Origin of the sequence: Halomonas sp. MMSF_3323 (genome assembly GCF_030733595.1) — a bacterium.
Taxonomy (GTDB): Bacteria; Pseudomonadota; Gammaproteobacteria; order Pseudomonadales; family Halomonadaceae; genus Halomonas; species Halomonas litopenaei.
In genome coordinates this window covers 50,753-63,761 of record NZ_JASHIT010000023.1, presented here as the reverse complement: position 1 = coordinate 63,761, position 13,009 = coordinate 50,753, and the positions used below count along the sequence as shown (strand labels likewise).

The window sequence follows — 13,009 nt, the reverse complement described above, 5'->3', positions numbered from 1 at the left end:
CCGATCGGTCGCTGCGGCCACGGTGATCATGCAAACCCCGGGGGCCTTGGGTACACTGGATGGACTCGGCATCGTGCCGGCATTATCCAGAATCCCCCCACACTTGTCTTGTGGAGTCAGCATGGAATTCCCTGTAAAGACGGCCAACCCGGTCAAGATCGAGACCGCTTGCCTGGTCATCCCGGTGTTCAAGGACGGTGAACTTACTCCTGCCGCCGCCAAGCTCGACGACGCCAGCGAGCGTCTGATCGGACAGTTGATCGAGCGTGGCGATTTCAACGCCAAGCTCGGCAACGTCCAGCTGGTGCCCTTTGCGCCTGGGCTGTGCGCCGACCGCCTGCTGCTGGTCGGCTTCGGCGAGCGCGACAAGTGCCACGAAGGCGCCTTCTGCAAGGCCGTGGACGCCGCCTTCGCGAGCCTCGGTCAGCTGACCGTGGACGAAGTCTCGGTAGCCCTCACCGACGTGCCCGTCGAGGATCGCGACGCCGGCTGGAAGGCCCACAAGATCGCCGAGAGCGCGCTGCGCGCCAGCTACCGCTTCACCGACTTCAAGAAGGAGAGTGGCCCGGCTCCCAGCCTCAAGACGGTGTCGATCCTGCTCAGTGAGGGCGAAGACCAGAACGCGGCCAGCGAAGGCGCCCGCCAGGGTGCCGCCGTTGGCCAGGGCATCAACCTGGCCCGCCAGCTCGGCAACCTGCCAGGCAACGTCTGCACGCCGCGCTACCTCGCCAGCGAGGCCGAGCGCCTGGCCAGCGAATCCGATGGCGCCCTGACCACCGAGATCCTCGACGAGGCAGCCCTCGAGGAGCTCGGCGCGCACTCGCTGTTGTCCGTCGGTCATGGCAGCGACGAGCCGTCGCGGCTGATCGTGATGCGCTATCAGGGCGCGGACGACGAAAACGAGTCGCCCCACGTACTCGTCGGCAAGGGCATCACCTTCGACACCGGCGGCATCTCGCTCAAGCCCGGTGCCGGCATGGACGAGATGAAGTTCGACATGTGCGGCGCCGCCAGCGTGTTCGGCGCGGTTGCCTCGATCCTGGCGATCAAGCCGAAGATCAACCTGGTCGCCATCGTCGCCGCCGCCGAGAACATGCCCAGCGGTCGCGCGACCAAGCCTGGCGACATCATCAAGACGCTGAAGGGGCTGTCGGTGGAAGTGCTCAACACCGACGCCGAGGGCCGCCTGGTGCTGTGTGACGCCCTGACCTACGCCGAGCGCTTCGAGCCGGCCAGCGTCGTCGACATCGCCACCCTCACCGGAGCCGCCATCATTGCGCTTGGCCACCACGCCACCGGCCTGATGTCCAACGACGACGACCTGGCGCTGGACCTTCTCGACGCCGGCGAAACCGCCTGGGATCGCGCCTGGCATCTGCCGCTGTGGGACGAGTACCAGGAACAGCTGGACTCCAACTTCGCCGACCTGGCCAACATCGGCGGGCGCCCGGCGGGCACCATCACCGCCGGCTGCTTCCTGTCGCGCTTCGCCACCGACTTCCCCTGGGCGCACCTGGACGTGGCCGGCACTGCATGGAACAGCGGCAGCGCCAAGGGTGCCACAGGCCGCCCAGTGGGCCTGCTGACCCGCTACCTGCTCGACCGCGAGGCAGAGGTGGTCAACACCGACCAGGACTGACCCGGCAAGTCCGCAGTCCGCGCGGGTGCCGACAGACGTCGGCACCCGCCCCGGCGGGCATCCCCGTCCTACAGGCTTTCCCGACCCACAGGCTTTCCCGAAAGGGCGAGCCTGTGTCATTCTGATTCCATCGGCAGGCGCGATGCCTGCCCACCCCATCCCGGTCGAGCCCCCTGACTCGACCTCGATCCGCTGTCGCCGCAGAGCCCTTGCGGCGCGATACGATTCTGGAGAACGACCCGTGTCCATCCAAGGCTTCTCGCTCGAGCCCAACGCCAACGCCACCGACGCGAGCATCCGTAACACCATTCTCGAGAACCCGGGCTTCGGTCGTCACTTCACCGACCACATGGCCCACATCCGCTGGACCGAGGACGCCGGCTTCCACGGCCATCAGGTACGTCCCTACGGCCCGCTGTCACTGGACCCGGCCGCCTCGGTGCTGCACTACGCCCAGGAAATCTTCGAGGGCATGAAGGCCTACCGCCACGCCGACGGCAGCGTCTGGACCTTCCGCCCGGAAAAGAACGCCGCGCGCTTTCGCGCCAGCGCCCGTCGCCTGGCCCTGCCGGAACTGTCCGACGAGGACTTCATCGGTGCGGTCAAGGCACTGGTCGCCCAGGACATCGACTGGGTGCCGACGCCGGCAAGCGCTGCCGAGGAATCCAGCCTCTACCTGCGACCCTTCATGATCGCCTCCGAGGCCTTCCTTGGCGTGCGCCCGTCCAAGGAGGTGGACTTCTACGTCATCGCCTCGCCGGTGGCGGCCTACTTCAAGGGTGGGGTCAAGCCGGTATCGATCTGGCTGTCGTCGAACTACAACCGCGCCGCTCCCGGCGGCACCGGCTACGCCAAGTGCGGCGGCAACTACGCCGCCTCGCTGCTGGCCCAGAAGGAAGCCGCCGACCACGGCTGCGACCAGGTGGCCTTCCTCGACGCCGTGGAAAACACCTGGATCGAGGAACTCGGCGGCATGAACCTGTTCTTCGTCACCCGTGACGGCCGTCTGGTCACCCCGCGCCTGACCGGCACCATCCTCGAGGGGGTGACCCGGGATTCCATGCTCGAACTAGCCAAGGATGAAGGCCTGACCCCGGAAGAGCGCCCCATCAGCATCGACGAGTGGCGCGATGGCGTGGCCTCCGGCGAAATCACCGAAGTCTTTGCCTGCGGTACCGCCGCGGTCATCACCCCCATCGGGCGACTGGTCAGCGAGGACGGCGTGATCGAGCACCCCGAGGGCAACGAGGTGGCCAGCCGACTGCGCAAGCGTCTGCTCGACATCCAGTACGGCCGTGTCGAAGACACCCATGGCTGGTTGACCCGTCTTGCCTGATCCGGCTCCTTCCCTACTAAAAGGCCGCCCCCGGGCGGCCTTCGTTCAGCCATCAAGTCAGAGCGCATGACCAAGATCGACTTCTACATCCTGCCGGACACCACCCTCGAGGCCCGCCTCGCCTTCGCCTGTCGGCTGACCGAGACCATCGCCCGCAAGGGCTACCGGCTCTACCTGTACGCCGAAGACGAAGCCATGGCCCGGGAGCTCGACCAGCGTCTGTGGGACTTTCGTCCCGACGCCTTCGTCCCCCATGCGCTCGAGGCTGGGGGCGGGGCCGATGCAAGAGAGGCCGGGGCCGGGACAACAGAGGCCGGTATCGAGAACGCAAGACAGGTACCCGTCACCATCGGCTGGCAGGGCCCGCCGCAAAGCCTCGACCCGCCGCCCCAGGCGATGCTCAATCTGTCGCCGGAAATCCCCGAGTGGTTTTCTCGCTTCGAGCGGGTGGCCGAGATCATCAACCAGCACCAGGACGTGCTGACGGTCAAGCGCGAGTGCTGGAAGACCTACAAGCAGCGCGGCTACCCGGTCACCCCGCACCACCTCAAGGGTCAGGGGTAGGCTCCTGTCACCAAATCCTCTGGACACTGCCGGTCATCCCGTCAGCCCCTGACGCCCCGCCTCGGATCAGGGTATAATCGAGCCCATTTTTCGCAGGCCTCACTCGCGCAACCGCTCTTCGGCGGGAAGCTTTCGAGCCCGAGCGCCGGCTGTCGAACTCCAAGCCCAGCGCCATGCGCGAGCCTCTGTCTCGTGCCTGGCATGCCCCGGGCTCCGCTAGCAAGAGTACCCCATGGACAAGACCTACCAACCCGAAAGCATCGAAGCCCGCTGGTACGAGCGCTGGGAAAACGACGGACGGTTCGCGCCCTCGGGCAAGGGCGACCCCTTCGCCATCATGATTCCGCCACCCAACGTCACCGGCAGCCTGCACATGGGTCACGCCTTCCAGGACACCATCATGGACACCCTGATCCGCTGGCGGCGGATGCAGGGTCGCAACACTCTGTGGCAGGTGGGCACCGACCACGCCGGCATCGCCACCCAGATGCTGGTGGAGCGCAAGGTCGCCGCCGAGGAAGGCAAGACGCGCCACGACCTGGGGCGCGAGGCTTTCATCGACAAGGTGTGGGAATGGAAGCATGAGTCCGGCGGCCATATCACCCGCCAGCTCCGTCGAATGGGCGCAAGCCTCGACTGGAGCCGCGAGCGCTTCACCATGGATGAGGGCTTCTACAAGGCGGTGCAGGAGGTCTTCGTCCGCCTGTATGAAGAGGATCTGGTGTATCGCGGCAAGCGCCTGGTCAACTGGGACCCGACGCTGAACACCGCCATCTCCGATCTCGAGGTCGAGAATCGCGACCAGCAGGGTCAGTTCTGGCACTTCCGCTATCCGCTGGCCGACGGTGTCACCACCGACGCCGGCCTCGACCATCTGGTGGTCGCCACCACCCGCCCCGAGACCCTGCTCGGCGACAGCGCCGTGGCGGTCAATCCCGACGACGAGCGCTACGCCTCGCTGGTCGGCAAGTTCGTCGAGCTGCCGCTGGTCGGCCGTCGCATCCCCATCGTCGCCGATGAGCACGCCGACATGGACAAGGGCTCGGGCTGCGTGAAGATCACCCCGGCCCACGACTTCAACGACTATGAAGTCGGCAAGCGCGCTGGTCTTCCGCTGATCAATGTCTTCTCGAAGACCGCCCATATCCTCGAAGCCGCCGAGGCCTTCGACATCCAGGGCCGTCCGCTGACCGACATCGACACTAGCCTGCCTGCGGCATACGCCGGCCTCGACCGCTTTGCCGCTCGCAAGGCCATCGTCGCCGACATGGAGGCCAAGGGCCTGCTCGAGAAGACCGAAACGGTCAACAACACCCTGCCCTACGGCGATCGTTCCGGTGACGTGATCGAGCCGCTGCTGACCGATCAATGGTTCGTGGCGGTGGAAACACTGGCCAAGCCGGCCATCGAGGCGGTGGAAAACGGCGACATCCAGTTCGTGCCCAAAAACTACGAGAACATGTACTTCTCGTGGATGCGTGATCTGCAGGACTGGTGCATCTCGCGCCAGCTGTGGTGGGGCCACCGTATCCCTGCCTGGTATGACCAGGAGGGCAACGTCTATGTGGCGCGCACCGAAGCCGAGGCCCGCGAAAAGCACGGCATCGCAGGCGACGTCGCCCTGACCCAGGACGAGGACGTACTCGACACCTGGTTCAGCTCCGGGCTGTGGACCTTCGGCACCCTCGGCTGGCCCGAGCAGACCGAAGAGCTCAAGACCTTCCATCCCAGCAGCGTGCTGGTGACCGGCTTTGACATCATCTTCTTCTGGGTCGCGCGGATGATCATGCTGACCCTCAAGTTCACCGACGAGGTGCCGTTCAAGACGGTCTACGTCCACGGCCTGGTGCGTGACGGCCAGGGCCAGAAGATGTCCAAGTCCAAGGGCAACGTACTCGACCCCATCGACCTGATCGACGGCATCGATCTGGAGGCGCTGGTCGACAAGCGCACCGGCAACATGATGCAGCCGCAGAAGGCCAAGGCCATCGCCAAGGCGACCCGTTCGGAGTTCCCCGACGGCATCGAGGCCCACGGCACCGACGCCCTGCGCTATACCTTCCTGTCCCAGGCCACCACCGGTCGCGACATCAAGTTCGACATGGGCCGGCTGGACGGCTACCGCAACTTCTGCAACAAGCTGTGGAACGCCTCTCGCTACGTCTTGATGAACGCCGAGAACGAGGACTGCGGACGCGAAGGCGGCGAGGTCGAGCTGTCGCTGGCCGACCGCTGGATCGAGGCCCGCCTGCAGCAGACGGTGGATCTGGTCACTCGTGCGATGGAGGAGTTCCGCTTCGACCACGCCTCCCAGGCGCTTTACGACTTCGTCTGGAACGAGTACTGCGACTGGTATCTGGAGCTGTCCAAGCCGGTACTGTGGGACGAAGGCGCCAGCGAGGCCGCCAAGCGCGGCACCCGGCGCACCCTGGTGCGGGTGCTGGAAGCCATCCTGCGCCTGGCCCATCCGATGATGCCGTACATCTCCGAGGAGATCTGGCAGCGCGTGGCGCCGCTCGCCGGCACCCTGGAAGGGGACAACGATTCGCTGATGGCCAAGGCCTGGCCGCTGGCGGACGAGGCGTTGATCGACCAGGACGCGATCCGTGACATCGAATGGCTCAAGGGGGTGATCGTGGCGGTGCGCAACATCCGCGCCGAGATGAACATCGCCCCGGGCAAGCCGCTCGACGCCCTGCTGACCAAGGGCAGCGAGGCCGACCAGGCGCGCCTGAGCGCCAACCGCCTGTTCCTGTCCAAGCTGGCCAAGCTGTCGTCCATCGAGTGGCTCGATGACGCCAGCACGGCGCCGCTGTCCGCCACCCAGCTGGTCGGCGACATGGAAGTACTGGTGCCGATGGCGGACCTGATCGACAAGGACGCCGAGCTCGCCCGCCTGGGCAAGGAGATCGACAAGCAGGACAAGTTGATCGGCGGCGTCGAGAAGAAGCTCGCCAACGAAGGCTTCGTGGCCAAGGCCCCGGCCGCCGTCATCGACAAGGAGCGTGGCAAGCTCGAGGAGTACCAGGCCGCCCGCCGGGTGCTGGTCGAACAGCGCGACAAGATCGCGGCCCTGTAGTCGCAGCGCTCTAGTCGAGTCCCGGCCCAAGCCGGCACGACCGACGTCAGCACCACCCGAGCCGACCCCACCACTGGGGGGGTCGGCTCTTTTTCGTCCGCCATGATCTCAAGTCAGGGTCTCAGCCTACCTTGAGTCCTTGCCTGGCACGCACGATGGCCGCCTCCACCGCCGCCAGGGCGCGTGGCGAATTCTTCCAGCAGCTGGTGTTGAGCATCGATGCCACCTGCTCGGCGATCTCCCGGGCCTCGAACGTCGCCAGACGCTCGAAGGAGTCGATGCCAAGCTGCTCAAAGCGACTGATGACGGTCGGCCCTACCCCGTGAAGCGCAAGCAATGCCGCTCTCTCTTCGTTGCTGAAGGCCATCCACCCCCCCTGGCGGAACGTCGCTATTGGTGCGTGCCTGCCCCTCGCCTCAGGCAACCGTCTGCGTCGCCTCAGCCTGATCGGGTACGACACAAAGATGACGGTATTACTACAAAATTCAGTTTCTTCTATTAAAGCCTTTTGCGGCACAGTGAAGCTGTCAGCACAGCCGCTCCTTCAGGCCAATCGCCGATTCGGCCGCAGATACGACAACAGACCGAACAACGGCCATACCAACGCATACAACAACAATAGACATGTACAACATGACGCACTCGGGCCTTTCCCCCCTGGCGCTCCCTGGCACTGCCAGGCTCGCCGCCCTGCCACGCCTTCGCCGCCGAACACGGCGTGCCCTGCTGTACCTGGCCGAGCTGTGTGGCCGTATCGACCTTCAACGTCGCTGGCTGAATGCCAACGACCTGCCGCTGGTCGATATCGACCCAAGGCGCATCGCGCGCTGCGTCACGCGCTCTGGCTTGAGCCGTGAGTTGATCAGTGAAGGCGACTGGGACCTCAGCCATGTTGCACCACTTTGCCAGGCACGCCTGAACGAGACCGCTGCAGTCGAGGACATCTTCGCCCACGACAGGCACTTCCGCGAGACCGCCCAGTACGCCCAGATGCATCAAGCGGTGGCTCGCTATCGTTCCGGCGACTGCACCGACCCGGCACAGCAAGGCGCCTACTGGTGTCGCAGCGAGGAAGATATCGCTCGCTACTTCGAGACGCTATCTCGTGCCTACCACGGCATTCGCCGACACGGCTACAAGACCCAGCAAGAACTGGCTCGCCAACACCCCGACGACAGTCGCCACCCCGATGACGAAATGCAGGTATTGATTACCCGTGATGGCGAGGTCGTGCTCGGCTACGGCGGCTCACACCGCCTGGCCATCGTGCAATTGCTGGGACTAGCTTTCGTTCCGGTGCGCGTGGTGGCGATCCATCCCCGGTGGCTGGATCGCTTCCAACAGCGAAAGCACAGCCTGCGATCCTGCCTGCATCATGCAAGCAGCGCTGCGGCCGACATCTCGAGTACCGCGCCCACGAGGGACAACCGGAGTCGCTGATCGTCCCGATGAACACTGGCCCAGTCAGCTGGCGTCGCGAAAACCGCCCAGCACCAGCGAGTTGGGGCCGAAGAACACCAGTCGATCGTGGTCGATCAGGTAGCGATAGGCATTGTCGAGCATGTCGCGGACCTGCTGGGCCCCCTGGGGATTGGCACAGGCCATGCGAGTCGCGGTCAGTTCACCGAAGTCGATACGCTGGCTGTCACCGAAGCTCACCGTGCCGGTGAAGCGATTGCAGCCGTCGCTACCGCTGACACGGCCATCGGAAGCCACCTCGAAGTACGGCTTCTGCGGCATCGACAGGCGATCGCTGGTGCCCACCAGCAACAGGTTCCAGCGCTTGCCGACCAGCGGGCTCGAGACGCTGCCCGGGGCCGCCGTGTCGCCACCACCCGCCGTGGGCGCGGGCTGGCTGGAACAGGCACTGAGCGCCAGGGTGAAAAGAGCGAAAGCGGCGGTGCGGCGAAGTCGTGACGGAACCATGCTATCTTCCTTGCAGCTGAGTCATCTGGATGATGCCTAATATGCCAGAATTGCCTGCGTGGTCCGACCGTTTCGACGATTCTGGTGCTGCGACCGAAGGCACCATGCCGACGTCATCGCGATCATGCTGCGAAGCCACGGATAACTCGGTGCGCCTGTTTTCCGACCAATACCTGAAGTGAAAGGCTCTCGAGTCAAAAAAGCCCCTAGTGAAAAGGAAGTCACCATGCTCAACGCCCTCGACAACGACGATCTGGGAAAGCTGATCCTGCGCCTGGCCCTTGGCGTGATGATCCTGCTGCACGGCGTCAGCAAGCTGATCAACCCCGGCAGCCTGTCCTGGATCGGTGAAACCCTGGCCTCCCATGGCCTGCCCACGGTGCTGGCCTATGGCGTTCTGCTGGGCGAAGTCGTCGCACCGGTGATGGCAATCCTCGGCTGGAACACGCGCATCGCCGGTCTGCTGATCGCCGGCAACATGGTGGTGGCCATCTATCTGGCGCATATGGGTGAGCTGTTCAGCCTGACCAGCAGCGGCGGCTGGGCGCTGGAGCTGCAGGGCATGTTCCTGTTCGGCGCCCTGGCGATGATGTTCCTGGGCAGCGGCCGCACCGCGATCAAGCCCGACTAGGGACCGTTCACCTCCTCTCGCGCCATGCCGGGCAGTTCCCGGCATGGCGTCGGCTGCAGCCCTCATCCAACTCCTGCACCGTTATCTCCTGCCTTGGCGCTGCGACCTCCTCAGCGCAAGTTGCACTCGACATGACCATTTCGACGAAAGTCGTACTTCTGCTTGATGTCCGTCATTCGGACGTCGCTTCGTCTATGCGTAAATGAGCACAACACCTTCGGATTCTCTCTGCGGAGAGGTGATCACTCGATCTTCCCCAAAGGAGCTCGCTTATGCTCGCATTCAAACCGCTTCCCGCCCTGGTCTCGGTGACCCTGGGGCTGGCGCTCTGGTTCGTAATCCCCGTACCTGACGGCGTCAATCCCGAGGCCTGGCACCTGCTGGCGATCTTCGTCGCCACCATCGCCGCCATCATCGGCAAGACCATGCGCATCGGGGCCCTGGCGATCATTGCCATCACCGTGGTCGCACTGACCGGCGTCACCAACCCTGAAAGCTCCAAGGGCGCGGTCTCCGACGCCCTCTCTGGCTTTTCCAACCCGCTGATCTGGCTGATCGGCCTGGCCATCATGATCTCCCGCGGGCTGTCGAAGACGGGTCTGGGCAACCGCATCGGCTACGCCTTTATCGCCGCCTTCGGCAAACGCACCCTCGGCATCGGCTACGCCCTGTCCCTGGCGGAGCTGACCATCGCCCCGATCACCCCCAGCAACACCGCCCGGGGTGGCGGCATCATGCACCCGATCATGCGCTCCATCGCCGACAGCTTCGGCTCCTCCCCCGAGTCCGGCACCAGCAAGAAGATCGGCGAGTACCTGGCGCTGGTGAACTATCACGCCAACCCCATCACCTCGGCCATGTTCATCACCGCAACGGCCCCCAACCCCTTGATCGTCGACCTGATCGCCAAGGCCACCGATTCCGCCATCTCGATCACCTGGACCCAGTGGGCGCTGGCCGCGCTGTTGCCCGGCCTGGTCGCCATCGCCTTGATGCCGGCGGTGCTGTACGTGCTGTATCCGCCGGAACTCAAGCGCACCCCGGACGCCACTTCCTTCGCCCGCGAGCAGCTCACCGCCATGGGCCCGCTCGACCGCGCCGAGAAGATCATGATTGGCGTGTTCGGCCTGCTGTTGATCCTGTGGGCCGGTATCCCGGCGATGCTGTTCGGCCCCGAGTTCAAGGTAAACTCCACCGCGGTGGCGCTGCTGGGACTGTCCATCCTGCTGGTCACCAATGTGCTGACCTGGGATGACATCCTCGGCGAGAAGTCCGCCTGGGACACCATCGTGTGGTTCGCCGCTCTGGTAATGATGGCAAGCTTCCTGGGCAAGCTCGGACTGATCGGCTGGTTCTCCGGGGTCATCGAGGAGGGCATCAGCGGCTTCAATATGGGCTGGTTCGGCATGGCCCTGGCGCTGACCGGTGTCTACTTCTACGCGCACTACTTCTTCGCCAGCACTACCGCCCATATCACCGCCATGTACGCCGCCTTCCTGGCCGCCGGTATCGCCCTCGGCATCCCTACCCTGTACATCGCCCTGCTGCTGGCCGGCGCCTCCTCGCTGATGATGTCGCTGACCCACTACGCCACCGGCACCGCCCCGATCATCTTCGGCTCCGGCTATGTGGAACTCGGCACCTGGTGGAAGGCCGGGTTGGTGATGAGCCTGGTCAACCTGACCGTCTGGGTCGGTGTCGGCAGCCTATGGTGGAAGGTGCTGGGGTACTGGTAAGACGCCCGGAAGGCGGGTCCGCTCTTGATCAGAGCAGGAGCCTGGTCAACCTGACCGTCTGGGTCGGTGTCGCAGACTCTCTACGGTGGAAGGTGCTGGGGTACTGGCAAGACGCCCGGAAGGCGGGTCCGCTCTTGATCATGGCAGGAGTCTGGTCAACCTGACCGTCTGGGTCGGTGTCGCAGACTCTCTACGGTGGAAGGTGCTGGGGTACTGGTAAGCCCCGTAACACGACAGCCTTTCGGGCCTCCTCACATTCAGCCAAGCGCCACCGCAATCGCGGTGGCGCTGTCGTCTGCGGGCCTCACCGGCTTGCCGGGCCACGGCAGGCGGCGCAGAATCGGACAGGACAGGACGTCATTTCGCTGCTTCCAAGAGGCCCCTCATGGATTTTCTATCTCCCGCGCTGTGGTGGCTGCTGGCCGGACTCGCGGCTCTGCTGGTCGAGCTGCTGACCGGCTCCTACGTGCTGCTGGCCCTGGCGGCGGCGCTCGCCCTCACCGCCCTGGCCGCCTGGCTGGGCGCCACTTTCACCCTGCAACTGATCGTCCTGGCGCTCGCCTGCGCCGTGCTGGTGCCGCTGACGATTCGACAGTTAAGACGACGCGGCCGAGGCGCAAAAAAAGGCTTCGGCGTGGCTGGTAGCGGTGGAGGCCGCGGTCAACGCTTCGTGCTGGTCAGCCGCGACTTCGATGACGCACCCTGCATCAAGCTCGACGGTGATCTCTACCGTGCCAGCCTGGCGGACGACGCAGGGAGTGGTCCTGCCCTTCGTCCGGGTGACGAGGTAACGCTGGTCCGCTTCGAGGGCACCCAGGCGGTGGTCCGTCCCGCCGGCGAAGGTTCTTGATCCCGGTCATGCGCTCGTTCGGGCAGCGGCCGCCAGACGCTATCGCCACTCGCCCGCCCATTGCCTAAGCTGGCTTTCGGCGGCGGGATGCCGTCGGTCGCCCTGGGCGACACTCTCGATACCAAGGAGGTACCTGCATGTTGCCGTATGCCATAAATCCGGGGCTATTGATTGCCCTGGTGGTGGTCGTCATCGCCGTGATCATGGTGATCAAGGGACTGGTGATCGTTCAGGAGTCCGAGGTGATGGTGATCGAGCGCCTCGGCGCCTACCACCGCACGCTGCAGAAGGGCATCAACTTCATCGTTCCGTTCTTCGACAAGCCAAGACCGATCAAGATGGTGCGCTACCTGCGCAAGGGCCAGGAGTTCACCCCGGTGCTGAGTCAGGAGACCCGCATCGACCTGCGCGAGTCGGTCATGGACTTCCCGTCCCAGCCGGTGGTCACCACCGACAACGTGACGGTGCGCATCGACGGCGCCATCTACTTTCAGATCATCGATCCGGCCAACGCCGTCTACAAGATCGAGAACATGAGTCAGGCGGTGGAGGTACTGGCCAAGACGACGCTGCGCTCGGTGGTCGGCCAGATGGAGCTGGACAAGATCTTCGAGTCCCGCGCCGAGGTCAACGCCAAGATCAAGGAACAGATGGAGGAACCTGCCTCCAAGTGGGGGGTGGCGATCAATCGCATCGAGGTGCAGGACATCGAGATGCCGACGGAGGTCAAGGAGGCCATGCACCTGCAGATGTCCGCCGAACGTCGCCGTCGAGCCACCGTCACCGAGGCCGAGGGCGAAAAGGCCGCGGCCATCGCCAAGGCCCAGGGCCAGAAGGAGTCAGCGATCCTCAACGCCCAGGGCGACAAGGAATCCGCCATTCTGCGTGCCCAGGGCGAAAGTCGCTCCATCGAGCTGGTACTGGGTGCCATGGGCGAAGGCGAGAAGAGCACCAGGGCGGTCATCGGCTACCTGCTCGGCCAGTCCTATATCTCGATGCTGCCGGAGATGGCCAAGCAGGGAGAGCGTGTGTTCGTGCCCTACGAGAGCTCGGCCCTGCTCGGCGCCATGGGCGCCTTTCGCGATCTCAGCGCCGGTGACGAGGCGCTGGGCGACATTGCCCGCCGCGCGGCCGCCGCTGGCGGCCTGACGGGTGCTGCCAGCGCCCAGGGCTAGGCGCTGGCACCAGGGCGTGTAGCGGCTGGTATAGCAGTTCGTATAGCGGCTCAGGCAACCACCCTACAGCCCT

11 protein-coding genes are annotated in these 13,009 nt (G+C 64.9%); 9 read left to right on the top strand and 2 right to left on the bottom strand.

Translation table 11 applies throughout. The features are described from left to right. Positions 1 to 121: 121 nt before the first annotated feature. The 4 genes from RBB39_RS13015 (at position 122) to RBB39_RS13000 (ending at position 6,618) form a co-directional block, all read left to right on the top strand. On the top strand, positions 122 to 1,639 hold the full coding sequence (locus tag RBB39_RS13015) for a leucyl aminopeptidase (protein ID WP_045994720.1): 1,518 nt from the start codon (positions 122 to 124) through the stop codon (positions 1,637 to 1,639). A gap of 241 nt (positions 1,640 to 1,880) precedes the next feature. Beyond that, positions 1,881 to 2,975 (top strand): branched-chain amino acid aminotransferase, encoded by a 1,095-nt coding sequence (locus tag RBB39_RS13010; RefSeq protein ID WP_045994721.1) that lies wholly within the window; start codon positions 1,881 to 1,883, stop codon positions 2,973 to 2,975. 66 nt (positions 2,976 to 3,041) lie between these two features. Beyond that, positions 3,042 to 3,539, top strand: a complete 498-nt coding sequence (locus tag RBB39_RS13005; protein WP_045994722.1) for a DNA polymerase III subunit chi — start codon at positions 3,042 to 3,044, stop codon at positions 3,537 to 3,539. Positions 3,540 to 3,771: 232 nt separating this feature from the next. Then, entirely contained in the window at positions 3,772 to 6,618 is a 2,847-nt protein-coding gene (locus RBB39_RS13000; protein ID WP_045994723.1) for a valine--tRNA ligase, read from the top strand. Positions 6,619 to 6,739: 121 nt separating this feature from the next. On the opposite strand, the gene RBB39_RS12995 is transcribed toward RBB39_RS13000, so the two are convergent. Beyond that, positions 6,740 to 6,985, bottom strand: coding sequence for a hypothetical protein (locus RBB39_RS12995; protein WP_045991295.1), 246 nt, complete (start codon positions 6,983 to 6,985; stop codon positions 6,740 to 6,742). 266 nt (positions 6,986 to 7,251) lie between these two features. On the opposite strand from RBB39_RS12995, the gene RBB39_RS12990 reads away from it, so the two are divergent. Further along, entirely contained in the window at positions 7,252 to 8,058 is an 807-nt protein-coding gene (locus RBB39_RS12990) for a hypothetical protein (RefSeq protein ID WP_157032944.1), read from the top strand. Between the two features lie 24 nt (positions 8,059 to 8,082). Here the strand turns inward: RBB39_RS12990 and RBB39_RS12985 are convergent, their stop codons facing one another. Next, positions 8,083 to 8,544 (bottom strand): META domain-containing protein, encoded by a 462-nt coding sequence (locus RBB39_RS12985; RefSeq protein WP_045991297.1) that lies wholly within the window; start codon positions 8,542 to 8,544, stop codon positions 8,083 to 8,085. A gap of 226 nt (positions 8,545 to 8,770) precedes the next feature. On the opposite strand from RBB39_RS12985, the gene RBB39_RS12980 reads away from it, so the two are divergent. From RBB39_RS12980 to RBB39_RS12965, 4 genes are all read left to right on the top strand, one after another. Continuing rightward, positions 8,771 to 9,175, top strand: a complete 405-nt coding sequence (locus RBB39_RS12980) for a DoxX family protein (RefSeq protein ID WP_045991298.1) — start codon at positions 8,771 to 8,773, stop codon at positions 9,173 to 9,175. A 272-nt stretch (positions 9,176 to 9,447) separates the two neighbouring features. Then, a complete protein-coding gene (locus RBB39_RS12975) occupies positions 9,448 to 10,911 on the top strand; it encodes an anion permease (RefSeq protein WP_045991299.1) in 1,464 nt (487 codons plus the stop codon). A gap of 385 nt (positions 10,912 to 11,296) precedes the next feature. Further along, positions 11,297 to 11,761 (top strand): NfeD family protein, encoded by a 465-nt coding sequence (locus RBB39_RS12970; protein WP_306169134.1) that lies wholly within the window; start codon positions 11,297 to 11,299, stop codon positions 11,759 to 11,761. 137 nt (positions 11,762 to 11,898) lie between these two features. Then, positions 11,899 to 12,936, top strand: a complete 1,038-nt coding sequence (locus RBB39_RS12965; RefSeq protein ID WP_045991301.1) for an SPFH domain-containing protein — start codon at positions 11,899 to 11,901, stop codon at positions 12,934 to 12,936. Positions 12,937 to 13,009: the final 73 nt, after the last annotated feature.